We start from the raw sequence: 24,659 nt of genomic DNA on the forward strand, positions 1-24,659 counted from the left end.
AAGATGAAACAACAGGGACAGTTATCACAGACAGGCACGTCTAACATTTTGCAGCCGCAGCGGGAGCGGCTTGATTCGATAAATTTGCAAGTCGTCGACCTGCTTTCTGAGCGAATGAAAGTGTGCATGGACATTGCCGAACTCAAAGCCGTCCATGGCATTGCGATGATGCAACCCGGACGAATTTCCTACGTGCTCGATATGATTAAGACTAGATCGGAAGCGGTAGGATTGAGGCCGGAATACACCGAGTCGATATTCAAATTGATTATAGAAGAGACGTGTATTCAGGAAGACGTCCTGATCAATCAGTGCTTGGCCTCGGGGCGACACTCATGAAAATATTACTGATTGATAACTTTGATTCCTTCACCCAGAACATCGCTCAGTATTTGTATGAGGTGACAGGTATTTGCGCGGATGTAGTCAAGAATACCCTTCCGTACAATGAATTGGGCATCGAAAATTATGACGCTGTAGTGCTGTCGCCCGGTCCAGGGCACCCCGGACAGGAGGGAGATTTTGGTGTGTGCGGTGACGTCATCCTCCGTTCTCCTGTCCCGTTACTTGGTATTTGTCTAGGACACCAAGGCATCGCTCAGTTTCTTGGGGGGACGGTGGGGTACGCTCCCAACCCTGTGCATGGCTACCGCAGTCGGATTACTCATTCAGGTAAAGGGCTCTTTCGAGATCTGCCGGAACAGTTCGAGGTTGTCAGATACCATTCGTTGATGTGTACGAGCCTACCAGCAGAGCTCCAATGTACCGCCTGGACGTCTGAAGGTGTGGTCATGGCAATCGAACATATCACTAGACCGGTTTGGGGTGTCCAGTTCCACCCCGAATCCATCGATTCAGAATATGGTCATGCGCTATTGAGCAACTTTATACGCATGGCACTGGAACATAACGTCAGTGCTAGAGCTCATTTAGAGTCCGACACGGAATGTACGTCATCAAAAGATGCATACGTCGCAGTAGGGGGGATGCTGAATATGCAGCTTTCCTACCGCGAGTTTTCCGAATGCACGGATCCATCAGCAGTATTTTCAACGCTCTATGCAGATGATGGTTGTGCTTTTTGGTTGGATTGCGAGAAGTCGGAAAGACCTAATGCCCGCTACTCGATCATGGGTAGTGGAATGGCGCAAGGAGCGATAAGGCTTGAGTACGATGTCAACGATGAGTGCCTGAAACTTGAGGGCCCCAAGGGCAAAAAAAGCATCAAAGGAGACTTTTTTACACTGATTGCACAAATCTTCGAAGCTGTGCAGGTGGCAACCCCGCAGTACTTGCCGTTTGTTTTCAAGGGCGGTTTTGTTGGCTACCTCGGTTACGAATTGAAAGCACTGGCGGGTGGACGCAAAATTTACCGTTCGATTTATCCGGATGCTTCATTCATGTTTGCGCCGCATTTCTTTGTCTTTGATCATCATGAAGACAAGGCCTATGAATGCCTGATGACTGCGACTGGCGATGCTGTGGAATGGCCATCCTTACCTGATTTTCTCCATCGTAATGATGAGCCAGTTGGTCATTGCAGTTCGTTTATTCCAGGTGCTGTAGATCAGCTGAAGCTCTCGCTTGAGGACGGGCCAGATGAGTACATCAGTAAGATCAATCAATCTCTCAAGTACATCACCGATGGGGAGTCTTACGAGATCTGCCTGACCAATAGGGCAAAAATGGCTTACAGCGGTGCGCCTTTGACTGCTTATTGGCGAATGCGCCAGGCTAGCCCCGTACCCTACGGTGCCTACCTCTCGTTTGCAGGATTTTCAGTATTAAGCGCTTCGCCCGAAACCTTTCTCAGAATCGATGACAGCGGATTGATCGAGTCCAGACCAATAAAGGGAACCAGGCCGCGTAGTAAACAATTCGCAGAGGACCAAGTACTGCGGGATGAGCTACGTAGCTCGGCCAAGGACAGGGCCGAGAACCTGATGATTGTAGATTTGGTGCGCCATGATTTGAATCAAGTGTGCCGTCCAGGGAGCGTTCATGTTCCTGAGATTTTCTCAGTGGAAAGCTTTTCCTCGGTCCACCAACTTGTCTCAACAGTTCGTGGGCACCTTCGCTCGGATATTTCAACGATCGAAGCTATTCGAGCCTGCTTCCCAGGAGGCTCAATGACGGGAGCTCCGAAGAAACGCACGATGGAAATTATTGACGTATTGGAGTCCTCTGCCCGTGGTGTCTACTCAGGCGCATTAGGATGGTTATCTTTCAGTGGTGGAGCGGAGCTGAGTATTGTCATCCGAACAGCAGTGCTCCAGGGTAACGAGGCGAAATTTGGAATTGGTGGCGCGATTGTTGCGCACTCCGATCCACAGCAAGAGCTTGAAGAAACTTTGGTCAAGGCTAGCGTGCCTTTTTACAGTTTTGTCGCAGGGAGCGAATCATGATGAGCAACACGGTTGTCGTGTTGGGGGGAGCGGGTTTGGTTGGCTCATTGATCAGCCGCATTCTTATGCAATATGGATACGATGTCCGGGTGGTGGATCGCAGGCCTTCCGAACAGGAAAGTGGCTTCTATGAAGTCGATGTCACAAGTCCGTTCAGCAACACCGGGCACATCTTCCAAGGGGCGGTGGCAGTGGTCTTTGCGTTGCCCGAAAACGTGGCTATCCGGGCAATACCTTGGGTTGTTGGCTCCGTTTCGAACGATGTTGTATTCATACCGACTTGTTCTGTTCAGGAACCTTTTTACAGAGCATTGAAGAATGCTTCGTCCCGGCAGCCTTTCGTCGGAGTCAATCCGATGTTTTCACCCAAGCTCTCCGTTCAGGGACGCACCGTCGCAATTTGTCTGGAAGATGGTGACTCGCCTTCGACTTTCATCGAACAGCACCTGATGGGGGCTGGGATGAAGATAAAGCGAATGACACCGGCGGCCCATGATGAGCTCATGGCGCTATGTCAGGCGCTGCCCCATGCCGCAATTCTCGGTTTCGGTTTGGCGTTGGCAAGGTCTTCACTTGATCTGGAAAGCGCTCTTGAAGTGATGCCACCACCGATGCGGACAATGATGGCGTTGCTATCCCGGGTTCTGGTCAATCCGCCTGAAGTCTACTGGGACATACAACTAGAAAATGACCAGGCTAACCACCAGCGCGTCGCGCTGGCGGAAGGGATGGAACGCTTGATGAATAATGTCTCTAATCAGGATTTTGACGAGTTCAGACGTGACTTACAGGGCGTTTCAAATGCTTTGGGTAGTCGTTTGAACTCGGGCGCCGTTGATTGTCAGCACGTTTTTTCATTACTGAACTGACCGAGTCCTCGCCATGGAAGCGCGCTGGGTTCGTTTCACGGGTGCATTGCGAAATCTCCCGTGAATACTTTGAGGAGATAAGGAGTTTGGCTGATGTCGTTAATAAGTGAAACAGCGCAACACAAAGCAAAATCAAAACGATGGTCAGCCCTAAGCGTGCTAATGCTGCCAGTACTACTGGTGACCGTAGACAATACGGTGCTTGGATTCGCGTTACCAAAGATTGCCGAGGCCCTGAGTCCGAGCGCTAGTCAGCAGTTATGGATGATCGATGCCTATTCGCTGGTATTGGCGGGATTACTGGTGTCGATGGGAAGTCTGGGCGATCGAATTGGTCATCGTAAGTTGTTACTGGCCGGGTCTTTGGGTTTTGTCATTGTGTCGGTGCTGACGGCCTATTCCCATACGGCCATGCAACTGATTGCCGGGCGAGCGTGCATGGGGATTTTCGGTGCGATGTTGATGCCCTCTACTTTGGCATTGATACGTTCGGTGTTTCTGGATCGAGAGGAGCGCAGAGTAGCTGTCGCGATCTGGGCAACAACGCTGACGGTAGGATCAGCACTCGGTCCTTTGGTCGGTGGGGTTTTGCTGGAGTTTTTCAGCTGGGAGGCGATTTTCTTATTGGCGATACCCGTATTGGTGCCGTTGTTGGTATTGGGGCCGGTGTTGTTGCCCGAGTCCGAGAAAGACTGTTCAGGGCCATTGGATCCGCTAAGCATCCTGCAATCGATGGTTGCCCTCAGTGCCATCGTTTATGGCATTAAACACAGCGCCAGTCATGGTCTCGACTGGATGGCGCTGACAGCATTTGTAATCGGCGCGGTTGCTGGATGGATGTTTGTGCATCGGCAGTTACGTCTGCCTGTGCCGCTGATGGACCTGAGCCTGTTCCGAAGTGGCACCTTTAGCGGCTCCGTACTCATCAATCTGATGAGCCTCGCGTTCCTCGTCGGCTTTGTATTCTTCACCACTCAGTTCTTACAGATCGTCCTTCAGATGTCACCGTTGAATGCCAGCTTTGCGTTAGTACCTGGTCAGATCATGGCGATCGTAGTGGGAATGGCAGTCGTGCCTGTAGCGCGGCGAGTACCGGTGCATGTGCTGGTACCGATTCTGATGGCGTTTGCTGGGGCGGCGTTTTTGCTGGTCGCCAGCATCGGCAGCAGTCTGACCGTTCTGGTGGTGGCTTTTGCCTTGCTGAACATTGGCGTGGGCGCGATCGCGACGGTATCCAACGATGTGATTTTGTCGGCTGCACCACCGGAAAAGGCGGGTGCGGCGTCGGCCATTAGTGAAACAGCCTATGAAGTGGGCGTGGTTTTGGGGACGACGGTGCTCGGTGGTCTCGTCACTGCCTACTATCGCGGTGCATTGCAGCTGCCGGGCTTTTTGAGCGAGGTGCAGACGATGCTGGCAAGTGAGACGCTATCGGGTGCTAATCATGTAGCGGTGCAGTTGTCGCAAGGTCAAGCACAAGCGCTGATGGAGCAGGCGGGAAGTGCCTTCGAGGGTGGAATTAATCTGGTTTCGTGGGTGACGTTCGGCTTGGCACTCATGGCGATTTTAATTGCCTGGCGCGCTCTGCGGATACCGAAGACGAAGCTTGCTGAAGGGCAGTGATCGAAAACGAGCGTCGGGCCGTTTGCCACACAGCCCGACTGTTTCAGTGCTCGCAGTTACCATGCAGATTCCAGGTTTTCACCCAGTCTGCTCAGCCTCTTTTTACGCCCTCGACTGCTTATACACGCGTCGGAATTTATGCAGCAGCGGTTCGGTGTAACCATTGGGTTGTGCACATGCCTCGAACACCAGTGCGCAGGCCGCTTGAAACGCAACTGACTGCTCGAAGTCCGGCGCCATTGGCGTGTAGATCGGATCACCGGCGTTCTGCTGATCAACGACCCGCGCCATGCGCTGCAAAATCTCGACGGTTTGATCCTTGGTGATCACCCCGTGTCGCAGCCAGTTGGTCATGTGCTGGCTGGATATGCGCAAGGTCGCGCGATCTTCCATCAACCCTACGTTATGGATGTCGGGCACCTTCGAGCAGCCAATGCCTTGCTCGACCCAACGCACCACATACCCCAGCAAACCTTGCGCGTTGTTTTCGACTTCCTGCCGAATCTCATCGGCCGACCAGGACGGGGCAGTGACGACCGGCACGTTGAGCAAGCCGTCCAGAAGTGCCGGGCTGGCGGCACCGAAGTCCGTTGTTTCAAGGGACGTCTGCACCGAGCGCACGTTGACCTGATGGTAATGCAGCGCGTGCAAGGTGGCGGCGGTCGGTGAGGGCACCCACGCGGTATTCGCGCCCGCTTTGGGGTGGGCGACTTTTTGTTTGAGCATATCGGCCATCCGGTCCGGCATGGCCCACATGCCTTTACCGATCTGCGCTCGCCCACGCAATCCACAGTCCAGACCGACGAGCACGTTGTTGCGCTCATAGGCCTCGATCCACGGGGTGTTTTTCATGTCGCCCTTGCGCAGCATCGCGCCCGCTTCCATGGCGGTGTGCATCTCGTCGCCGGTGCGATCCAGGAAACCAGTGTTGATGAACGCGACCCGTGAGGAGGCTGCTGCGATGCAGGCCTTGAGGTTGACGCTGGTGCGCCGCTCCTCGTCCATGATGCCCATTTTCAACGTATGACGTTCGAGTTGGAGCAGGTCTTCGATGCGGCTGAACAACTGCTCGGCGAAGGCCACTTCGGCGGGGCCGTGCATTTTCGGTTTGACGATGTAGACGCTACCGGTGCGGGAATTGCCGCGGCGTTGCAGATCATGCAGGGCAATCAGGCTGGTGATGACGCCGTCGAGAATGCCTTCCGGAATTTCCAGTCCGCCGTTGTCGAGAATCGCCGGACTGGTCATCAGGTGTCCGACGTTGCGGATGAACAGCAACGAACGCCCGTGCAGCGACAGTGAGTTGCCATCGGCTGCGGTGTACTCGCGGTCCGGGTTCAGCTTTCGTGTGATGGTTTTACCGTTTTTCTCCAGGTCCTCTTTCAGGTCGCCCTTCATCAAGCCCAGCCAGTTGCGGTACACCTGCACCTTGTCATCGGCGTCGACGGCCGCGACCGAGTCCTCACAATCAATGATGGTCGAGAGGGCTGCTTCAATCAGCAGGTCCTTGACCCCAGCGGCGTCGGCCTGACCGATGACACTCTGCCGGTCGATCTGAATCTCGACGTGCAGATCGTTGTTTTTCAGCAGAATGGCCGTGGGATCAGCGGGCGAACCCTGGTAGCCGATGTACTGCGCGGCGTTCGATAAACCGGTTTGGCTGCCGTCATTCAACGTGGCTTGCAGTGTGCCGTTGTCGATCCGGTAACGCGCCACCTCGGCATGGAAACCGCTGCTCAAAGGGAACGCCTGATCCAGGAAACCACGGGCAAACGCGATGACTTTCGCCCCGCGCACCGGGTTGTATGTCCGGCCCGGTTCGGCGCCGCCGTCATTGGAAATCACATCGGTGCCGTACAGTGCGTCATACAGCGATCCCCAGCGCGCATTCGCGGCATTCAGTGCATAACGTGCGTTGACGGCCGGGACAACCAGTTGCGGCCCGGCCTGGACACTGATTTCCGTATCGACGTTGGCTGTGCTGACCTTGACGTCTGCGGGTTGCGGTTGCAGGTAACCAATACCGCTCAGGAAGTTGCGATAGGCCGGCATGTCCGTCACCGGACCCGGGTGGGCGCGGTGCCAGGTGTCCAGTTCGGTTTGCAGGCGATCCCGTTCGGCCAGCAGCGCACGGTTAATCGGCGCCAGTTCATGCACCAGTGCAGCGAAACCACCCCAGAACGCTTGAGGGGCCAGGCCGGTTCCCGGCAGCACGTCCAGATCAACGAAACGTTGCAAGACAGGCGCGACCTTGAGGCCTTGGCAGATCACGAATTCGGTCACTTTTTGCATCTCCATCACACAGTGTTATCGAGCGCTGAACGGCGCCCGGCTCAATTCAGTTCAGGCATTGCGCGCCGGCTTTGGCCACTTGTGCGTCCTGCTCGGCTTTGACACCGGACACCCCGACCGCGCCGATCACCTGGCCGTCGACGATGATCGGCACGCCGCCTTCAAGGGACGTCAGCAAGGGCGCCGACAAAAAGGCATGGCGACCGCCGTTAACCATTTCTTCATAGCCCTTCGACTCACGCCGACCCAGCGCCGAGGTGCGGGCCTTTTCGGTGGCGATGTAGGCGCCAATCGGAGCGCAACCGTCTAGGCGTTCGAGGGCCAGAGGATGGCCGCCGTCATCGACAATCACGATGGTCACGGCCCATTGGTTGTTCTGCGCTTCGGTGCGTGCAGTCGCGAGGATTTGGCTGACTTCGGTCTGGCTCAGTACGGCTTTGCTTTTCATGGGGGGATTCTCCGGGGTTCGGTTAAGGCAACGCGGCTTCGACCAGTTCGATCCAGTGCCTGACAGGGGTTCGGCCCGCACCGTCAAGGTGGGACTGACAGCCGATATTGGCAGTGACAATGACTTCGGGATGTCCGCTTTCCAGCGCATTGAGCTTGTTGTCGCGCAGTTGCCGGGACAGTTCGGGTTGGGTCAGCGAGTAGGTGCCCGCCGAGCCGCAGCACAGGTGACTGTCGGCAACAGGCGTGAGGTTGAAGCCCAGACTCGTCAGAATCGCTTCCACCGCCCCCCCTAGTTTCTGCGCGTGCTGCAAGGTGCAGGGGCAATGGAAGGCCAGGCGTTGGTCGCTGTGGACGCCGAGTTTTTCCAGCGGCTCATCGCGCAACACCTCGACCAGATCCTTGGCCAGTGCACTGACCTTTTTCGCCTTCTCGGCATAGGCCGGGTCGGTGCTGAGCAGGTGACCATAGTCCTTGATGAAGGCACCGCAACCGCTGGCGGTTTGCACGATGGCTTCGGCACCGTTTTCAATGCTCGGCCACCACGCATCGATATTGCGGCGGGCGCGATCCAGGCCGGCCGCCTGAGCGTCGAGGTGATAATCCACGGCGCCGCAGCATCCGGCTTCGCGAGCTGCCGTCACGCTGATCCCCAGTCGATCCAGTACCCGCGCGGCGGCCGCGTTGGTATTGGGTGACAGGCTCGGTTGCACGCAACCTTCGAGCATCAGCACCTGCCGGGTGTGGCGTGTGACCGGGCGTGGCTTGGCCGGATAGACGCGGCGAGGCAACTTTATCTGCAAGGTGTTGGGCAACAACGCCCGGAACACCTGACCGCTGCTGACCAGCCCTTTGAACAGCGCCGGATTGGGTACGACGCTGCGCAGTCCTTCACGCAACAAGCGCTGACCGAGTGGACGCGGCACCGCCGCATCGACCACCGCCCGGCCGATGTCCAGCAAGTTGTGGTAGTCGACGCCGGAAGGGCAGGTGGTTTCGCAGTTACGGCAGGACAGGCAGCGATCCAGGTGCTGTTGGGTCTTCTGCGTGACTTCGTTGCCTTCCAGAACCTGCTTGATCAGGTAGATGCGCCCCCGCGGTCCATCCAGTTCATCGCCCAGCAATTGATAGGTCGGGCAGGTGGCATTGCAGAAACCGCAGTGCACGCAGGTACGCAGGATGCTTTCGGCTTCTTCGGCGCGGGGCAGTTGGCGGGCGTGTTCGCTCAAGGTGGTCTGCATGGGTCAAAGCTCCGCGTACAGGCGCCCGGGGTTGAAGATGCCCCGGGGATCGAGTTGTTGCTTCAAGTTCCGGTGGTAGCGCATCAATGCGTCAGGCAACGGTTGAAACGGGCTGTCGATCAGGCCATGGGTGTAGCAGGTCACATGCCCGCCGACTTCTTCCACGATCGAGCGAATGAACGCTGCCTCTGCGTCAGATTTGAGCCAGCGCTGCGCACCGCCCCAATCGAGCAGCTGACGGCCAGGCAAGGAAAGCCGAGGCGTGTTGTGTGGGACGGACAGGCGCCAAAGTGCCTGGTCCTCATCGAAGAAGCTCAATCGATGCTCGTTGAGATCATTCCAATATGAAGCGTCCAGCAACTCGCCGCCGAGCCGGTCATGAGCCGCCGCCACCGAGCCTTCGCCCCCCTCAAGCCGCAGGTGCAGACGCTCGCCATCGTGGCACGCGGCGCTGATCGGCAACGGTTGCTGGCCCCATTCGGCGAGGCGCAGCAAGGCGCGATCGCTGTCCATGTCCAGGCTGATGCTTAAAACTTGACGCGGTTTGGGCAGGACCTTGAGCGAGACTTCGGTGACCACGCCGAGCGAGCCATAACTGCCGGCCATCAAGCGTGACAGATCGTAGCCGGCGACGTTTTTCATGACTTCGCCACCGAAGCGTAAATGCTTGCCATGACCGGTGATGACCCGTGTCCCGAGGACGAAGTCCCTGACGGACCCGGACCAGGGGCGCCGTGGTCCCGACAGCCCGCTGGCGATCATGCCGCCGACCGTCGCGCCGTCGCCGAAGGAGGGCGGTTCGCAGGGCAACATCTGCTGCGCTGCGTCCAGCACTTCAGCCAGTTCTGCCAACGGGGTGCCGCAGCGGGCGGTGATCACCAGCTCGGTTGGGTCGTAGCTGACGATGCCTCGGTGGCTGCGCGTGTCGAGCACTTCGCCCGCCACGATGCGTCCAAGAAACGCCTTGCTGTTGGAGCCTTGAATGCGCAACGGCGTGGCGTTTTGCAGCGCCTGGTTGACCTGCTCCAGCAGCGAGGCGCTGTCGTCGATATCGTGTTCGCTGCGCATCAGAAACGCTCCAGTTCAGGGAAGGGCATCTGACCCAAATGAACGTGCATGGCGCCAAACTCGGCGCAGCGGTGCAGCGTCGGAATGTTCTTGCCGGGGTTGAGCAAACCACTCGGATCGAAGGCGGCTTTGACGGCATGGAACACGGTTAATTCGTCGCTATTGAACTGCGCACACATCTGATTGATTTTCTCCCGGCCCACGCCGTGTTCACCGGTAATGCTGCCGCCGACCTTCACGCACAATTCAAGGATCTTGCCGCCCAGGGCTTCAGCGCGATCGAGTTCGCCCGGTTGGTTGGCATCGAACAGAATCAGCGGGTGCATGTTGCCGTCACCGGCATGGAAAACGTTGGCCACCCTCAGGTCGTACTCGGCCGACAACGCGGCGATGGCGTGCAGCACACCGGGCAGCTCGCGGCGCGGGATCGTCCCGTCCATGCAGTAATAATCCGGTGAGAGACGGCCCACCGCCGGAAAGGCATTCTTGCGTCCGGCCCAGAAGCGCACGCGTTCGGCTTCGTCGCGGGCCTGGCGCACTTCGGTGGCGCCGGCCTGTTCCAGCACCTGGCGCACGCGGTCGCAGTCATCATGAACGTCGGCTTCAACGCCATCGAGCTCGCACAGCAGAATGGCTTCGGCGTCGACCGGATAACCGGCGTGGATAAAGTCTTCGGCGGCGCGAATGGCCAGGTTGTCCATCATCTCCAGACCGCCGGGGATGATGCCGGCGGCAATAATGTCACCCACCGCGCGGCCGGCCTTCTCGACGGAATCGAACGCCGCCAGCAGCACTTTGGCAGTCTGGGGTTTTGGCAGCAGTTTGACCGTGACCTCGGTGATGACACCGAGCATGCCTTCGGAACCGGTGAACAACGCCAGCAGATCGAAGCCCGGAGAATCGAGCGCTTGCGAGCCCAGGGTCAGGTGTTCGCCGTCTACGGTGAGGATGTCGACCTTGAGCAGGTTGTGCACGGTCAGCCCGTACTTCAGGCAATGCACGCCACCGGCGTTTTCCGCCACATTACCGCCGATAGAACAGGCGATCTGCGAGGAAGGGTCCGGCGCGTAATACAAACCAAACGGCGCTGCAGCCTGGGAAATCGCCAGGTTACGCACCCCAGGCTGAACTCGGGCCGTACGGGCGGCAGCGTCGATGTGCAGAATGTTGTTGAAGCGCGCCATCACCAGCAGCACGCCTTTTTCCAGCGGCAATGCACCGCCGGACAAACCCGTGCCGGCACCTCGGGCGACCACCGCGACCTGCCGTTCATGGCAGAGCCGAAGCACGCCTTGCACCTCGTCGATGTGGCGCGGCAGCACCACCAGCATGGGCGTTGTGCGGTAAGCAGAAAGTCCGTCGCATTCGTACGGTTTGAGCTCTTCCTGTTGATGCAGGACTTCCAGATCCGGCCACTGCGTGTGCAGGGCCTGTAGCAAGGCAGCTCTGTCGACATCAGGCAAGACGCCGTCGACGCGCTCATCGTAAAGAATGTTCATAGTCGGTTGACGACCCTCAGTTGTTTTTATAGGAGGTCTGTGTCCGTTTACCACTGACTTGCATCATTGGCCTGAGGCGTTCTACTGTCTATGTGTTGTTTGGCTGGTCGAACCAGTTTTTTAATCGATGGTTTTTTATTTTTTCAAAAAAATGTTTTTAAAACATAAGCTTATGTTTGTGCTTGAACATTTGTGTTTTTGGCAGTGAGACTGGTCATACCAGTTGGAGAGTCGATGGAAAGGGCAGAAACGAGCCGTAATCCACAAGTCGCAGACGTGGTCTGTGAACGCATCGAACGGCTGATCGTGGACGGGGTACTCAAGACCGGGCAGCTGTTGCCCTCGGAGCGTCGTCTGACCGAAAAGCTTGGCGTTTCCCGCACGGCACTTCGCGAGGGCCTCAAGCTGTTGCGCGCTCGCGGGATTATCAAGACAGAGCAGGGCAAAGGTTCATTTGTTGCCGATCTTTCGGGACACGGTGCCGCGTCGCCGCTGATGCACTTGTTCAGCTCACAACCCCGCACGCTCTACGATTTGTTCGAAGTCCGCAGCCTGCTCGAAGGCGAGTCCGCACGTCTGGCGGCGTTGCGCGGAACCGACGCCGATTTCGTCCTCATCACCCGCAGCTACGAGGCGTTACTCAACGCCCATAGCCGTTCGCTGGAAGCGTCCGAACACGCCCGGCTCGATCACGCGTTCCACCTGGCGATTTGTGAGGCCTCGCACAACCCGGTGCTGGTGCAGACCTTGCGCTCGCTGACGGACTTACTGCTCAACACGGTGTTTGCCTCGGTCAACAACCTTTATCACCGCGAACCGCAAAAGCGTCAGATCGACCGTCAACATGCGCGACTCTACAACGCCGTCACCGGCCGTATGCCGGAACAGGCACGCAAGGCGGCCATCGCGCACATCCAGAGCATCTGCGAGAACCTCAAGGAAATCGAAAGCGAGGAGCAGCGGTTGGTTCGGGCCATGCTGCGACTTGAGGGGTGGGCGTAAGGGCCGGGTCTTTAGGCAGAGCTACGGGGGGCTTTGATTGGGTGTATATCCGTTTCTGCGGTAACGGCGGCTGGCGGTTTCGCTCTTACAGCGAGCCACTTGGAAGAGCCCCAAGTAACCAAGGGCTCTTGCCCCTGGCGTACGGCCCTTCGCTTAGGCTCAGGGTTCCCTCGCTCCGGTCCTGCTCCGTGGGCCCGCCGCCATCGGCCATCCATGGCCGGGGGCGGCTAACCCGGCATCCATGCCGGGTTACCCACTGCGCAGAACCTCCGCTCGGCCTCTCGAGGGGGCGACTACCGCAAAAGCAAAAGCGAGGCGGCTACCGGCCGGACTGTTTCCTCAACGCCTGCGCGTGTTGATCGTTCCCACGCTCCGCGTGGGAATGCATCCCGTGACGCTCCGCGTCACCAGTGCGCAGGACTCAAGCCTTGCGTCGATAGTGGAACGCGGAGCGTGGGAATGCTCAGTGTGGGAACGGCTCCTGTAGATCTTGCTTTGGCTTTTGATCTTGATCTGCCCCGTCGGAAGGCCGAGCGCAGGTTCTGCGCAGTGGGCACCGCGGCAAGGATGCCGCGGTAGCCGCCCCCGGCCATGGATGGCCGATGGTGGCGGGCCCACGGAGCAGGACCGGAGCGAGGGCATGCCGAGCCTAGGCGAGGCACCGTACGTCAGGGGCACGAGCGTTTGGTTACTTGGCGCTTCTCCAAGTGACCCGCCGTAAGGGCGGAACCCTAGGTAGCCGTTACTGTAAAACGGATATGGCCCCATCCCCTCCCGAACTACATCAATTCAATGCCCACCAACAACCATATGACTGAACGGCGCCACATACGCCTGCAACGTCACCAAACCACCGACCAGAATGGCCAGGATGATCGAGTGGAAAAACACATAACGCAGGATTTCCCCTTCATGTCCGTACCAGCGGGTGGCGGTGGAGGCCACCACGATCGACTGCGCGTCGACCATCTTGCCCATGACCCCGCCGGAACTGTTGGCGGCGGCCATCAACACCGGGCTGAGGCCCAATTGCTCCGCGGTTACCCGTTGCAAGCCACCAAACAGCACGTTTGACGCCGTATCCGAGCCGGTCAACGCCACGCCGAGCCAGCCGAGCAGGGTGCCGAACATGGGGTAAAAGATACCCGTCGCGGCGAAGGCCAGGCCCATGGTCGCGTCCAGGCCCGAGTAGCGGGTGAGAAAACCGAGGGCGAGCATGGCGGTAATGGTGATCAGTGAATAGCGCACCACCCACAGCGTTCGCACGTACTGTTTGATCAGTTGCGGAATGGAATAGCCCATCAGCAACCCGCCGAGGATCGCCGACAGCAGGATGCCGCTACCGGTGCTGGTGAACCAAGTGAACTTGTACACCGCGTCCTCGGTTTTAGGTGCGGGCACTACAGGCGGGACCTTCTCGATCTGCTGGTGGATCGTGGTGAAAGTCACGATCGGAGCGAAGATCGGGTTCGCTTCGCGCACCGGTTTGCCTTGAGGGTCGAGCTTGGCCGAATTGGTGGCCGGATCAATCGCCGGACGGGTATCGAACATGTTTTTGAAGCCCTGGGTGCCCCAGGCGAACACGAACACAGTGAGGATGATCCACGGCATCCATGCGCGCATCACCGCAGGCTTGGCATCGCTGGCAAAGGCCGCGCTGGCGACGGGTTTTTCGTCATGCTCTTCGGCAATTTTGGAGTTGTCGACGCGCCCGGACAGCGCAGCGGAGGTATGCACGGTGGCGGGTTTCCAGACTCTGAGGAAACCGGTCAGGCAGGCCATGGAAATCAGCGCGGCAATCACGTCCACCAGCATCGGCCCGTGGTAGTTGGACACCAGGAACTGCGGCACGGCGAAACTGACACCGGCCACCAGAATCGGCGGCCAGATTTCCAGCATCTTGCGCCAGCCGGCGAAGGCCCAGATCAACCAGAACGGCACGATCACCGAGAAGAACGGCAATTGCCGGCCGACCATCATCGACAGCTCCATTTCATCCAGCCCGGTCACCTTGGCCAGGGTGATGATCGGCGTGCCCAGCGCACCGAACGCCACGGGCGCGGTGTTGGCGATCAACGCCAGGCCAGACGCGGCCAGTGGCGAGAAGCCCAACCCGATCAGAATCGCCCCGGTCACCGCCACCGGCGTACCGAAGCCTGCGGCCCCTTCGAAGAAAGCACCGAAGCAGAAAGCAATCAGCAGCAATTGCAGGCGTCGATCGTCGGTGATGCGCGCCAGGGAATCCTGCAGCACTTTGAACGAGCCGTTCTCGGTGGTCAGCCGATGCAGGAAGATGATGTTGAGCACAATCCAGCCAATGGGCAGCAAGCCGTTGGCGGCGCCGTACAGTGCGGCCGAGCCGGCCATGTTCGCCGGCATGCCGAAGGCGAAGATCGCGATCACCAGCGCAGACGCCAGGGCCATCAATGCGGCCAGATGCGCCTTGATATGAAAAAACGCCAGGGCTGCCAGCATCACCACGACCGGCACTGCTGCCATGAGGGTTGAAAGTATCGGGTTACCGAACGGATCGTAGATTTGCTGCCAGACCATGTTCCACCTCTGCTTTTTATTGTTGGGAGTGCAGACCCCATGGGGGCGGTGGCTTCTAGTATAGGTGGCATTACGCCGCTGTCCTGGCAGGCCTTTGAGTGGGCCGCACTGAGCTAACATGGCCAATGGGTAAATGCGCTACTCGGACTTCAACGACGGGAGAAATGCAGCCATGACTGAACGCCATATGCACCACAAGGAAACGCTGTCGAACGGATGCAAGATCGAGGTCAAAGCCGAGATATTGAGGGACGGCTCGCTGAAGATGTTCATCGGTGTTTACCGGCCGGACGGCACGGTTATCGAGGAGGACAACAAACCATCCCCGCATCTGCTCGACATGGAAGACGCCTTTGACTGGGGAATCAAAAGCGCAAGGGACGTCGGGAACGGTCAAAGAACCCTGTAATGCCGGGCTTTGGACACCCTCATGAAGAAGGCGACAACCACCATGAAGAAAGAGCAGGTCGGTGCTAAGGAAGAAGAGGGGGGCGCTTCGGCCTCTCAGCGGATAGACGCGCGAATCAAGGAGCTGGGCGATTGGCGGGGCGAAACGCTCGCTCGGGTCCGAACGCTCATCCAGCAGGCCGACCCCGACGTGGTCGAGGAATGGAAGTGGCGGGGGGTTCCAGTGTGGTCGCACGCCGGAATCATCTGCACCGGCGAGACATACAAGCAGGTCGTGAAGCTGACGTTTGCCAAGGGCGCCTCGCTGGAAGACCCTTGCGGCCTCTTCAACGCCAGCCTCGAAGGCAACACCCGACGTGCCATTGATTTGCATGAGGGCGACACGCTTGAGGAGAAAGCCTTGAAGGCGCTGATCCTCGCCGCCGTGGCGCTCAACCTATCGACAGCGGCCGCTCGCAGCAAACCGGCTGCGAAATCCTGATTCGTCTTCGCCGACCTGTCCGTCGAAAAGCACTCTGATGAGATGACCTCTATTGATGTCTCTCGTCATGAGCTTTGAAGTGCGTTGTCGTACAACAATGTTTGAACTTCAAAACCTCCATATCCTGCTGGCTACACCCGATAAATTCAAACGTTATGTGGCCCACAGGCTACGTCCTCTGGACGTAATCAGAATTCTGGCGGGCAGCCTTTGTCGAGACGAACGGCAATTTTTCAGATTGACAGCCCGGTAGTGAACTCGATATAAAAGACACGGTTGTACGACGACAGACGATCATCGACTGTTAAACACTAAAAATAAAAACGAGTGTCGGCCCCATCATGAATTCAACCCGCCTGCGCGCCTCCCTGATTGCCGCTTCTTATGGTTCGACCTCGACTGTTTGCCCATCCCCACGGTCAGGCCTGTCACATACAACTGTCCCACCAAACGCCCGATAGCTCTTGCCAAATGTCCAACTCCAGCCGCTGAGCATGGAGTACCCATTTTCGAGCCCGCAATACAGTGGCGTGGACCCATCGCGTTTTGTCGATGCTCTACGACACCATTGATCTCGCTTGAAACCGAGAGATCATCACCATAATCCAACAATAAAGTGATGCCATGAATCTGAACGAGCCCATCAATCCGCAACGAATCGGCCAGGCCGTCGGCAAGTACCGCTGGACGATCTGCGCGCTGTTGTTTTTTGCCACCACCGTCAATTACCTGGACCGCCAGGTACTGAGTCTGTTGGCGCCGGATCTGTCGACGCAATTTGGCTGGAGTAACACCGATTACGCGAACATCGCCTCTGTCTTTCAGTTTGTGTACGCGATTTCCATGCTGTTCGCCGGCCGCTTCGTTGACAAGATCGGCACCAAGAAGGCCTATGTGATAGCGATCGGCATCTGGTCGACCGGCGCGATCATGCACGCCTTTGCAGAGCCGATGGGCGAGGGTATTGCCGGCATCAGCAGCGCCTTGGGCCTTGCCGTCATCCCTGTTTCGATCGCAGGTTTCATGCTGGCGCGCGCTGTGCTGGCGATCGGCGAAGCGGGTAACTTCCCGATTGCGATCAAGGCCACCGCCGAATATTTCCCGAAGAAGGAACGTTCCTTCGCCACTGGTATCTTCAACTCCGGCGCCAATGTGGGCGCGGTGCTGGCGCCGATCAGCGTGCCACTGATTGCCGGCCTGTGGGGCTGGGAAGCGGCGTTCATCGTGATCGGTGCGTTGGGCTTCATTTGGGTGGCGGTGTGGATTGCGCTGTACGAAAAACCAGAGCAGCAAAAACGCCTGTCGGTGCAAGAGCTGGCCTACATCCGCAGCGATCAGGGTGCGCAAGCACTCACCGGCACAGACTCGGGTGCCGCGGCCAAAAAAGTATCGTGGTTCAAGTTGCTGACCTACCGCCAGACCTGGGCCTTTGCCTTTGGCAAATTCATGACCGATGGCGTGTGGTGGTTCTTCCTGTTCTGGCTTCCGACCTATCTGTCGGCGCAATACGGCATGAAGGGCCAGGCCATCGTGTTGCCGCTGGCCGTGTTGTACAGCATGACCATGGTGGGCAGCATCGGCGGCGGCTGGTTCCCGAGCTATTTCATGTCACGCGGCGACGCGCCGTATGACGGTCGTATGAAAGCCATGCTGGTGATCGCTTTCTTCCCGCTGCTGGTACTGCTTGCGCAGCCATTCGGTTACATCAGTTTCTGGGTGCCGGTGCTGCTGATCGGCGTGGGCGCATCGGCGCACCAGGCGTGGTCGTGCAACATCTTCACCACCGTGTCTGACATGTTCCCGCAAAAATCCATCGCGTCAGTGGTTGGCATTGGCGGTTTGGCCGGCGGCTTGGGCGGCGTTGTGATGACCAAGACCGGTGGCTGGGTGATCGATCATTACAAACTGATCGGCGATATCCATACCGGTTACATGATCATGTTTGCCATCTGTGCCCTGGCCTATCTGGTGGCGTGGAGCGTGATGAAGGTGCTGGTGCCACGCCATAAGGAAATCACTGATCTGTAAACGGCTGGCACGATTGACCTGCTGACTTTTCGTCGGCAGGTCATTTGCCTGTTTGACGCTATTTGTAGCGTTGCTCAAAGACGGCCACTTGCTCCGGCATGATCAGCTGGAAGGGCACTCAGGTGTCACGGGCGTTAGTAGTTTTCCATCCTGCGGCTCTTTCCACAGGGCAAAATCGTTCTAAAAAGCCCCCCTTGCGCTTTGGAGTTTGTACTACGCTTGAAGGTGTAGGTGAAGACGCAGACTGATGCGCAAGCGGATGGCGAGGAAACGTGGGGCGCGTTCCGAAGGGTACACGGTTAGAAAGATCTCCGCGCTGAGATCCAGCCCTTATGCCGTGTGAAGCAGGACAGCACAAAACTGTTCTGTGGGAGGCCTGATAAACCTTGTAAGCCGGAGACCAGCGCCGGCCACCTACTCGATTTACAAAGCCCGCCTTGTGCGGGCTTTTTCGTGTCCGCAAAACCGGTTTGTATCGCAACGTATCCCGCGTGCCGGCAGCTACCTTCGCATACAAAACCAAGGCATTGGCGACACTTGCGCGATACATGGCGGCCTCCAAATAGAGCCACCGCATCCGCGGCAAGCTCCGCGCGCATTCCCGCGCACAGATTGGAGAAATGCCATGTCCCGTTTCAACCACCGTATCTCCGCTGGCATGCTCGGCGTCGCCGTTGCCGCAGCACTCACCGCTTTCGCCGGCCTCTCTCAAGCTGAAGAGGCGCCTGCTGTAAAAAGCTGGCAGGCGGGCCTTCACCGCACCGATCTGCTGCGCAAGGACCTCGACGTCTCCGGGCGTGAGGTGATCCAGGTCCTCGTTGATTTCGAGCCGGGTGTGGTGTCCCCCAAGCATTCGCATCCCGGGGTGGAAGTGGCCCACGTGATTGAAGGCACGTTTGAATATCAACTCGAAGGTCAGCCTCCTGTAACGCTCAAGGCTGGCGATTCCTTGTACATCCCCGCAGGCACTGCCCACGTCGCGAAGAACGTCGGCGCGAGCAAGGCGTCTGAGCTGGCGACGTACATTGTAAAGAAAGACACGCCACTGGTCGTGCTGGAAAAGTAAACGAGGTATCGGGTTATCGGCGGTCACGACGCACTGCCAGCGCGCGGCTTCCCAGCGCGATGGCCAGTGCGACAGCGATCAGCACCAGCGCCACGGCGAAGGTGATCCGCAGACCGCTGGCAACCGCTTCGGGTCGCGCCGTTGCAATGTCGACCGAGGCCGATGCGAGCGCGAACACCGCGCCCAGGACGGACGCCCCCGTGATGAGCCCCAGATTGCGCGACAGGTTAAGCATGCCGGAGATGACGCCTCGCTGGTCCGGCTGAACATCTGCCATGACCGCCGTGTTGTTGGCGGTCTGGAACAGGGCATAGCCGAGGGTTATCACGACCATGGGCAAGAGGTAGCCGCCGATGCCGGACGTCTCCGGCAGTACTGACAGCGTGAGGCATCCAGTCGCCATTGCCGCGAGGCCGACGAGGTTCATGCGTTGGGCGCCAAAGCGGTCGGCAATACGGCCGGCGGGCACACCGGTCAATGCCGCGACAAACGGCCCGACCGACAAAACCAGTCCGACCAGAACCGCATCGAGCCCCAGCCCATGCGCGAGATAGAAGGGCCCGACCACGAGCGTCGCCATCATCACGGTCGCGACGAGCAGGCTCATGGCGAGGCTGCCACTAAGCACGGGATCACGAAACATCGCCAATCGAATCAACGGTGAGGTGACTCGAGCCTCGGTGAATACAAAGAGGCAGGCGCCGCCGCCCGCCGCCAACAGCAAGGCGATGTTGATCGGCCCGAAGCTGCCTCGCCCAAGGGTCATGGCCAGCGCATAAGCGGCGAGCGTCAACGCCAGCAGCAGCGTGCCCAGCGGGTCGAAGCCGGCGCGATCGGACTTGGGCTTCTGGCGATCGGCGGGCAAGTAGCGATGCGCGAGCACCAGCGTCAGCAAGCCCAGCGGTACGGTGATGAGGAAGATCGCCTGCCAGCCAAACCCGCCAATCAGCAGGCCTCCGAGCGACGGCCCCATCGCGGTGCCAATCGCCGACATCGTCCCGAGCAAGCCCATGGCGCTGCCGGTTTTTGCCTTCGTCACCGTCTCGCCGACAAAGGCCATGGTCAGCGCCATCATGATTGCCGCACCGATGCCCTGCAGCGCCCGGGCGCCAATCAGCACCCAGAGCGTGGGCGCGAAGCCGCACAGGGCCGACGCCAGGGTGAACAAACCGATACCGGCCAAAAGCAGCCGCCGGCGGCCAGTCAGATCACCGAGCCGACCGACGCTGACAATCAGGGTGGTGATGGCCAGAAGATAGCCAAGGACGATCCACTGCACGTTCTGGAAGGAGGCGTTGAACACCTGCGCCAGGGTCGGCAAACCCACATTGGCGATGCTGGTGCCGAGCGAGGACAGCAGCATCGACAGCGATAGACTGGCCAGCGCCCAGCGAACTGACGGTGTCTGTTGCGCACGCTCTGCGACTGCACTGATTGACTTCATTGTGTCCTTCTTTTCTGGCCACTCCCGAAGCGGAGCTATCAGAAAGCTACGCCCCGGCCTAACATGGCGGAAGGCGCACCGTTTGCACTTGATACGTGCGTTCAACGCCATATCACTCTGCCACGGAGCGCCGCATGTCCACTCCCGATTTCAACTTGCTGATCACCCTTGATGTGTTGCTTGCCGAAGGCAGCGTGGCGCGCGCCGCCAAACGCTTGCGGCTGAGCCCGTCGGCCATGAGTCGGGCACTGGCGCGATTGCGTGAAACCACCGGCGATCCGCTGTTGGTCAGGGCCGGGCGCGGTCTGGTGCCCACCCCGCGAGCGCTCGAACTGCGCGAGCGGGTGAGTCAACTGGTGCAGGACGCAGAAGCGGTCCTTCGGCCAGCCGAGCAACCCGACCTCAAACAGCTGAGCCGCACGTTCACGCTGCGCACCAGTGAAGGCTTTGTCGAGAATTTTGGCGCGGACCTGATTGCCCGACTCGCCGAGCAAGCCCCTGGCGTGCGACTGCGCTTCATGCACAAACCCGACAAAGACAGCGCGTCCCTGCGCGACGGGACGGTCGATCTGGAAACAGGTGTGGTGGGGAAGGCCACTGGGCCGGAGTTGCGTACCCAGGGCTTGTTTCGGGATCGTTTTATTGGCGTCGTGCGAATGGGGCATCCGCTGAGCGAAGGCGAGCTAACCGCCGCGCGTTATGCGGCGGGCAGCCATATCAGCGTCTCTCGGCGGGGGCTCGACAAGGGACCCATTGATGAAGCCCTTGAGCTCCAGGAACTGGAGCGGCACATAGCAACAATCGTTGCAGGCTTCTCCACCGCGCTGGCGCTCGCCCGGACCACTGATCTGATTGCCAGCGTTCCCGAACGGCACACCGCCAGCCTGCGCGCCGGCATGCACAGCTTTGCACTGCCGTTGTCTCTGCCGGCGTTCACCGTCGCCATGCTCTGGCATCCGCGGCTGGATGCCGATCCTGTGCATCGCTGGCTGCGGGGTTGCCTTCGGGATGTTTGTTCTGAGTAAAAAATTGTCAGATTTGATCTAATGTTCATTACTGAAACAGGGGGTGTTTCACTCGTGTAACTATTGCATGACTATTCTGGTTCTATAAGTGAGTAATTTTGGTATAAAAATACTTTGAACTTATTAATATATAGGCGGTAGCTGAAAGGCTTTGTAGCAAATGGGAATTAACTGCTGATACCATTAAATGGCGCAACGCTATCAATGGTGGCCATTAACTAGTAGTGAGTATAGTTGTAACGCTTGAGTTACTTAGTGTGTGTAACTTGATGAAATATAAGTAATTACTTTTACCGATTATCAGGCGCTTCATCGCGCTGAAACGCACTCAGCAAGGCGGGATCCAATTAAGGTTGATGGCGAAATATTGGCGGTCTATATATCAAAAAATAACTTCATAATAATACTGACGTTTTTCTGATGCGGTGCTAGTGTTTCTAACTCGTCTTAATCGTACTTGTCTGTCTGCAGAGGCCGTGCGTCATGCCGACTCCAACTCCACGAATTGCAATACTGGGCATTAGAGCTCCAAGCTTGAATAGTCCAGAGCTTGAACACTTTGCCGATATAGCCAGCTTGTTGGCTGCCCCCGCCTTCGATGTCGTGCTGCTGGACCTGCCAGCCGCTTACGCAGGGCGGGTGCTTCGAAAGTTGCGCGCCATTCCCCCTTATCGCTACAGCCTCATTTACTGTTGCCGTGATCAGAACGGCTGGTGTGAAGCCTTGGGTGATGGTGGGTGCCCTGTCGATTCCAGCGAAATAAGAACCCTCTGGGGCGTGTGGCAAGAACGCTACAGGTTGTTCAATCAGGGTTCTGCCCCTGAGCGTTTCGAAAGTCGGGTGCTTTCGTGGTTGTGGTTGCGCGACAACGCGCACATTTATGCCCTGCGAGACCCAGAGGTGCCTCAGCATTATCGCTACCCATTGCTGGACGCCCTGGCTGATAGCGAGCAGGTCAACTCGTTTGTGTGGCTCAGCTTGATGGTGCAGCAGGACTGGCTGCAAGAGGGGGTCCTGGTCGATCGCGTTCGCCTGTGTTCGGAGTGTGGCTCGGGCCGGCTCAATTACATTGATGTGTGTGCCGAATGCCAGGCCCTGGACATTTCACGGCAGCCTTCATTGCACTGCTTTACCTGTGGGCATGTGGGGCCACAGGAAAACTTTCTCAAAGACGGGGTGTTGTTGTGCCCCAACTGCTTGAACCGGTTGCGCCATATCGGCAGTGATTACGACCGCCCTATGGAAAACTATCGTTGTCGCTCATGTCAGGCGTTTTTTGTCGATGCCGACGTGCAGGCCCGCTGCCTGGACTGCGGCCTGTCACACACGCCTGACAAGTTGCGAGTACGCGAGGTCAGGGATTTCCGCCTGGCCGAGGCCGGCCGTTTCCGCTGCCGTCAGGAGTTCAGTGATCAAACGGTCCATCACTTCGGTCGGCTCAATCTGTTAGGCGGCAAGGATTTTTATGACCTTCTGACCTGGCAGATGCAGGTCGTACGCCGCTACCAGACGCCTGCCTTCTCACTGCTCGGTCTGCGCTTCGTCAACCTGGCCGGTACGTTGACTCGCCTGGGTGAACATCACGGTCATGCCTTCATCGATAGCGTGGCCGAGCGTTTGAAAGAAACCGTCAGGGACACGGACCGCTGCTCTCGAAGTACCGAAGAGTACTTCTGGATCATGCTTCCCCATACCGATGGCAACGGCCTGGAGACCGTCAAACAACGCTTGAGCCGGGTCGCCGAATTGTTTTCAGCACCGGAGGTCAGCGACATTTCCTTGCGTGTCGTCAGCATCACGGCGCCCCAGGATCTGCTCGAACAGGAAGATGGCGAACTACTACTGGCCCGTCTGGCCAGTGAGTTGGCGTGACCGCCATGAGTCCTTTCCTGGAGCAACTCCTCAGCGCACTCGGCGGGCTCATGGGGCCGGATGGTTTGAGCCGGGTGTTTTTCATGCTTTTCCCTTTGTTTCTGATCTTTGAATTGCCCCTGATGATCATGGTGATGCTGGGGGTATTGCGCTGGTTCGCACGTCGGCGTACCCGTGTACCGAAGATCAGTGTCTATCGGCCCAAGGTCTCTTGCATCATTACCTGCTACAGCGAAGGGATGGATGTTCAGACCACGCTGTTAAGCCTGTGCGAGCAGACGTACCCCGGCCACATCGAGATGATTCCGGTGGTGGACGGGGCCACGATGAACCAGCCGACGCTCAGCGCCGTGCGCAGTTTCAACGTGGATCCGCAGTTGTACCCCAGACGCCATTTGCGCCCGATCGCCAAATGGCAGAGGGGCGGGCGGGTGTCGTCATTGAACGCCGGCCTGTCGCTTGCCAGCGGTGAAATCGTGATGGCGCTCGATGGTGACACGTCCTTCGACAACAACATGGTCAGCTCCATCGTGCGCCATTTCGAGGACCCGTCAGTGCCTGCGGTCGCGGGTAGCCTGCGAGTGCGCAATGTCTGGGCTTCGTGGGTGACCGCGATGCAGGCGCTGGAATACCTGTTGTCCATCCACATGTCGAAAATCGGTCTGGCCGAATGGAACCTGGTCAATAACGTTTCGGGGGCCTTCGGGGCATTCCGCCGCAGCTTTCTGGTGAAGATCGGAGGCTGGAACACGCACACCGCGGAGGATCTGGACCTGACGTTGCGCATCAAAAGTTACTTCAAGCGACACGACTTGAGGATTCCCTTCGAACCGGAAGCGATTGGACACACCGATGCACCGTCGACACTCAGTCAGTTTCTGATGCAGCGCTTGCGCTGGGATGGCGACCTGTTTTTTCTGTACATCAGAAAGCATAACCACAACATCAACCCCAGCTTGTTGGGCTGGCCGACCTTTCTGATGATCCTGCTCAGCGGCTTCTTTTTTCAGCTGGTGCTGCCGTTCCTCATCTTCAGCTACACGTTGCTGGCGCTGTTTGTTCTGCCGGGCAAGACGCTGTTGTTTCTGTTTGTACTGATCTATGCGCTGTACCTGACGATCACCGCGATGTTATTCGCCGCCATGTTGTTGATGGTGTCCGACCGACCTGCAAAGGACATTGTCCTGGGGTTGTTGGTGCCTTTCTTCCCGCTGTTCATGCTACTCCTGCGGTGCTGGAGCGCAGTGGCCATGCTCAACGAGATCTTTCGCCGGGGCCACGAAGAAAGCTCGATGGCGCCGTGGTGGGTGCTTAAACGAGCCACGAGGTTTTGATT

19 protein-coding genes are annotated in these 24,659 nt (G+C 58.1%); 12 read left to right on the forward strand and 7 right to left on the reverse strand.

Translation table 11 applies throughout. The features are described 5' to 3' along the window. The first annotated feature begins 3 nt into the window (after positions 1 to 3). The 4 genes from EAH74_RS23445 (at position 4) to EAH74_RS23460 (ending at position 4,897) form a co-directional block, all read left to right on the forward strand. Positions 4 to 339 (forward strand): chorismate mutase, encoded by a 336-nt coding sequence (locus EAH74_RS23445; protein ID WP_140681393.1) that lies wholly within the window; start codon positions 4 to 6, stop codon positions 337 to 339. Then, positions 336 to 2,405, forward strand: a complete 2,070-nt coding sequence (gene pabB, locus EAH74_RS23450; RefSeq protein WP_140681395.1) for an aminodeoxychorismate synthase component I — start codon at positions 336 to 338, stop codon at positions 2,403 to 2,405. Before EAH74_RS23445 ends, pabB begins: the two co-directional genes overlap by 4 nt. After that, positions 2,402 to 3,274, forward strand: coding sequence for a prephenate dehydrogenase dimerization domain-containing protein (locus tag EAH74_RS23455; RefSeq protein ID WP_140681396.1), 873 nt, complete (start codon positions 2,402 to 2,404; stop codon positions 3,272 to 3,274). Before pabB ends, EAH74_RS23455 begins: the two co-directional genes overlap by 4 nt. A gap of 93 nt (positions 3,275 to 3,367) precedes the next feature. Next, complete coding sequence (locus EAH74_RS23460) at positions 3,368 to 4,897, forward strand: MFS transporter (protein WP_140681398.1); 1,530 nt, start codon at positions 3,368 to 3,370, stop codon at positions 4,895 to 4,897. A 102-nt stretch (positions 4,898 to 4,999) separates the two neighbouring features. Here EAH74_RS23460 and EAH74_RS23465 read toward each other — a convergent pair whose 3' ends face one another. From EAH74_RS23465 to glcD, 5 genes are read right to left on the reverse strand one after another with little or no spacing between them, the layout of a single operon-like run. Further along, the gene (locus EAH74_RS23465) at positions 5,000 to 7,180 is read right to left on the reverse strand and encodes a malate synthase G (protein ID WP_140681399.1); all 2,181 of its coding nucleotides are present in this window, start codon (positions 7,178 to 7,180) and stop codon (positions 5,000 to 5,002) included. 55 nt (positions 7,181 to 7,235) lie between these two features. Then, entirely contained in the window at positions 7,236 to 7,637 is a 402-nt protein-coding gene (locus EAH74_RS23470) for a heme-binding protein (RefSeq protein WP_140681401.1), read from the reverse strand. A gap of 22 nt (positions 7,638 to 7,659) precedes the next feature. Continuing rightward, on the reverse strand, positions 7,660 to 8,877 hold the full coding sequence (gene glcF, locus EAH74_RS23475) for a glycolate oxidase subunit GlcF (protein ID WP_140681403.1): 1,218 nt from the start codon (positions 8,875 to 8,877) through the stop codon (positions 7,660 to 7,662). Between the two features lie 3 nt (positions 8,878 to 8,880). Beyond that, positions 8,881 to 9,945, reverse strand: coding sequence for a glycolate oxidase subunit GlcE (gene glcE / locus EAH74_RS23480; RefSeq protein ID WP_140681405.1), 1,065 nt, complete (start codon positions 9,943 to 9,945; stop codon positions 8,881 to 8,883). Beyond that, positions 9,945 to 11,444 (reverse strand): glycolate oxidase subunit GlcD, encoded by a 1,500-nt coding sequence (gene glcD / locus EAH74_RS23485; RefSeq protein ID WP_140681407.1) that lies wholly within the window; start codon positions 11,442 to 11,444, stop codon positions 9,945 to 9,947. Before glcD ends, glcE begins: the two co-directional genes overlap by 1 nt. A 234-nt stretch (positions 11,445 to 11,678) precedes the next feature. Between glcD and glcC the strand changes: the two genes are divergently transcribed. Next, positions 11,679 to 12,446: a transcriptional regulator GlcC gene (gene glcC / locus EAH74_RS23490; protein ID WP_140681409.1), complete on the forward strand. Its 768-nt coding sequence runs from the start codon at positions 11,679 to 11,681 to the stop codon at positions 12,444 to 12,446. A 789-nt stretch (positions 12,447 to 13,235) separates the two neighbouring features. Here glcC and EAH74_RS23495 read toward each other — a convergent pair. After that, the gene (locus EAH74_RS23495; RefSeq protein ID WP_140681410.1) at positions 13,236 to 14,999 is read right to left on the reverse strand and encodes an L-lactate permease; all 1,764 of its coding nucleotides are present in this window, start codon (positions 14,997 to 14,999) and stop codon (positions 13,236 to 13,238) included. Between the two features lie 172 nt (positions 15,000 to 15,171). On the opposite strand from EAH74_RS23495, the gene EAH74_RS23500 reads away from it, so the two are divergent. The 4 genes from EAH74_RS23500 to EAH74_RS23515 all read left to right on the forward strand — a co-directional run bounded on the left by EAH74_RS23500 (position 15,172) and on the right by EAH74_RS23515 (position 18,982). Continuing rightward, positions 15,172 to 15,408 (forward strand): hypothetical protein, encoded by a 237-nt coding sequence (locus EAH74_RS23500; RefSeq protein ID WP_123367897.1) that lies wholly within the window; start codon positions 15,172 to 15,174, stop codon positions 15,406 to 15,408. A 42-nt stretch (positions 15,409 to 15,450) separates the two neighbouring features. Further along, a complete protein-coding gene (locus tag EAH74_RS23505) occupies positions 15,451 to 15,888 on the forward strand; it encodes a DUF1801 domain-containing protein (RefSeq protein ID WP_205012924.1) in 438 nt (145 codons plus the stop codon). A gap of 624 nt (positions 15,889 to 16,512) precedes the next feature. Further along, entirely contained in the window at positions 16,513 to 17,916 is a 1,404-nt protein-coding gene (locus EAH74_RS23510; RefSeq protein ID WP_140681414.1) for an MFS transporter, read from the forward strand. A 625-nt stretch (positions 17,917 to 18,541) separates the two neighbouring features. Further along, a complete protein-coding gene (locus EAH74_RS23515; protein WP_140681416.1) occupies positions 18,542 to 18,982 on the forward strand; it encodes a cupin domain-containing protein in 441 nt (146 codons plus the stop codon). Positions 18,983 to 18,995: 13 nt separating this feature from the next. On the opposite strand, the gene EAH74_RS23520 is transcribed toward EAH74_RS23515, so the two are convergent. Continuing rightward, positions 18,996 to 20,426 (reverse strand): MFS transporter, encoded by a 1,431-nt coding sequence (locus tag EAH74_RS23520; RefSeq protein ID WP_140681418.1) that lies wholly within the window; start codon positions 20,424 to 20,426, stop codon positions 18,996 to 18,998. A 134-nt stretch (positions 20,427 to 20,560) separates the two neighbouring features. Between EAH74_RS23520 and EAH74_RS23525 the strand changes: the two genes are divergently transcribed. The 3 genes from EAH74_RS23525 to EAH74_RS23535 all read left to right on the forward strand — a co-directional run bounded on the left by EAH74_RS23525 (position 20,561) and on the right by EAH74_RS23535 (position 24,657). Next, on the forward strand, positions 20,561 to 21,451 hold the full coding sequence (locus EAH74_RS23525; protein WP_140681420.1) for a LysR family transcriptional regulator: 891 nt from the start codon (positions 20,561 to 20,563) through the stop codon (positions 21,449 to 21,451). A gap of 483 nt (positions 21,452 to 21,934) precedes the next feature. Continuing rightward, a complete protein-coding gene (locus EAH74_RS23530) occupies positions 21,935 to 23,323 on the forward strand; it encodes a diguanylate cyclase domain-containing protein (protein WP_140681422.1) in 1,389 nt (462 codons plus the stop codon). Positions 23,324 to 23,328: 5 nt separating this feature from the next. Continuing rightward, a complete protein-coding gene (locus EAH74_RS23535; protein ID WP_140681424.1) occupies positions 23,329 to 24,657 on the forward strand; it encodes a glycosyltransferase family 2 protein in 1,329 nt (442 codons plus the stop codon). Positions 24,658 to 24,659 lie beyond the last annotated feature (2 nt).

It is taken from the genome of Pseudomonas mandelii (assembly GCF_006438925.1).
Lineage (GTDB): Bacteria > Pseudomonadota > Gammaproteobacteria > Pseudomonadales > Pseudomonadaceae > Aquipseudomonas > Aquipseudomonas mandelii_C.

Excerpts from the sequence above, each read along its gene's own strand:
- EAH74_RS23510 (WP_140681414.1), top strand. The coding sequence starts at position 16,513 with ATGAATCTGAACGAGCCCATCAATCCGCAACGAATCGGCCAGGCCGTC.
- EAH74_RS23455 (WP_140681396.1), top strand. The coding sequence starts at position 2,402 with ATGATGAGCAACACGGTTGTCGTGTTGGGGGGAGCGGGTTTGGTTGGC.
- EAH74_RS23520 (WP_140681418.1), bottom strand. The coding sequence starts at position 20,426 with ATGAAGTCAATCAGTGCAGTCGCAGAGCGTGCGCAACAGACACCGTCA.
- EAH74_RS23535 (WP_140681424.1), top strand. The coding sequence starts at position 23,329 with ATGAGTCCTTTCCTGGAGCAACTCCTCAGCGCACTCGGCGGGCTCATG.
- EAH74_RS23445 (WP_140681393.1), top strand. The coding sequence starts at position 4 with ATGAAACAACAGGGACAGTTATCACAGACAGGCACGTCTAACATTTTG.
- glcE (WP_140681405.1), bottom strand. The coding sequence starts at position 9,945 with ATGCGCAGCGAACACGATATCGACGACAGCGCCTCGCTGCTGGAGCAG.
- EAH74_RS23460 (WP_140681398.1), top strand. The coding sequence starts at position 3,368 with ATGTCGTTAATAAGTGAAACAGCGCAACACAAAGCAAAATCAAAACGA.
- glcC (WP_140681409.1), top strand. The coding sequence starts at position 11,679 with ATGGAAAGGGCAGAAACGAGCCGTAATCCACAAGTCGCAGACGTGGTC.
- EAH74_RS23495 (WP_140681410.1), bottom strand. The coding sequence starts at position 14,999 with ATGGTCTGGCAGCAAATCTACGATCCGTTCGGTAACCCGATACTTTCA.
- EAH74_RS23500 (WP_123367897.1), top strand. The coding sequence starts at position 15,172 with ATGACTGAACGCCATATGCACCACAAGGAAACGCTGTCGAACGGATGC.
- EAH74_RS23530 (WP_140681422.1), top strand. The coding sequence starts at position 21,935 with ATGCCGACTCCAACTCCACGAATTGCAATACTGGGCATTAGAGCTCCA.
- EAH74_RS23505 (WP_205012924.1), top strand. The coding sequence starts at position 15,451 with ATGAAGAAAGAGCAGGTCGGTGCTAAGGAAGAAGAGGGGGGCGCTTCG.
- glcF (WP_140681403.1), bottom strand. The coding sequence starts at position 8,877 with ATGCAGACCACCTTGAGCGAACACGCCCGCCAACTGCCCCGCGCCGAA.
- glcD (WP_140681407.1), bottom strand. The coding sequence starts at position 11,444 with ATGAACATTCTTTACGATGAGCGCGTCGACGGCGTCTTGCCTGATGTC.
- EAH74_RS23470 (WP_140681401.1), bottom strand. The coding sequence starts at position 7,637 with ATGAAAAGCAAAGCCGTACTGAGCCAGACCGAAGTCAGCCAAATCCTC.
- EAH74_RS23515 (WP_140681416.1), top strand. The coding sequence starts at position 18,542 with ATGTCCCGTTTCAACCACCGTATCTCCGCTGGCATGCTCGGCGTCGCC.
- pabB (WP_140681395.1), top strand. The coding sequence starts at position 336 with ATGAAAATATTACTGATTGATAACTTTGATTCCTTCACCCAGAACATC.
- EAH74_RS23525 (WP_140681420.1), top strand. The coding sequence starts at position 20,561 with ATGTCCACTCCCGATTTCAACTTGCTGATCACCCTTGATGTGTTGCTT.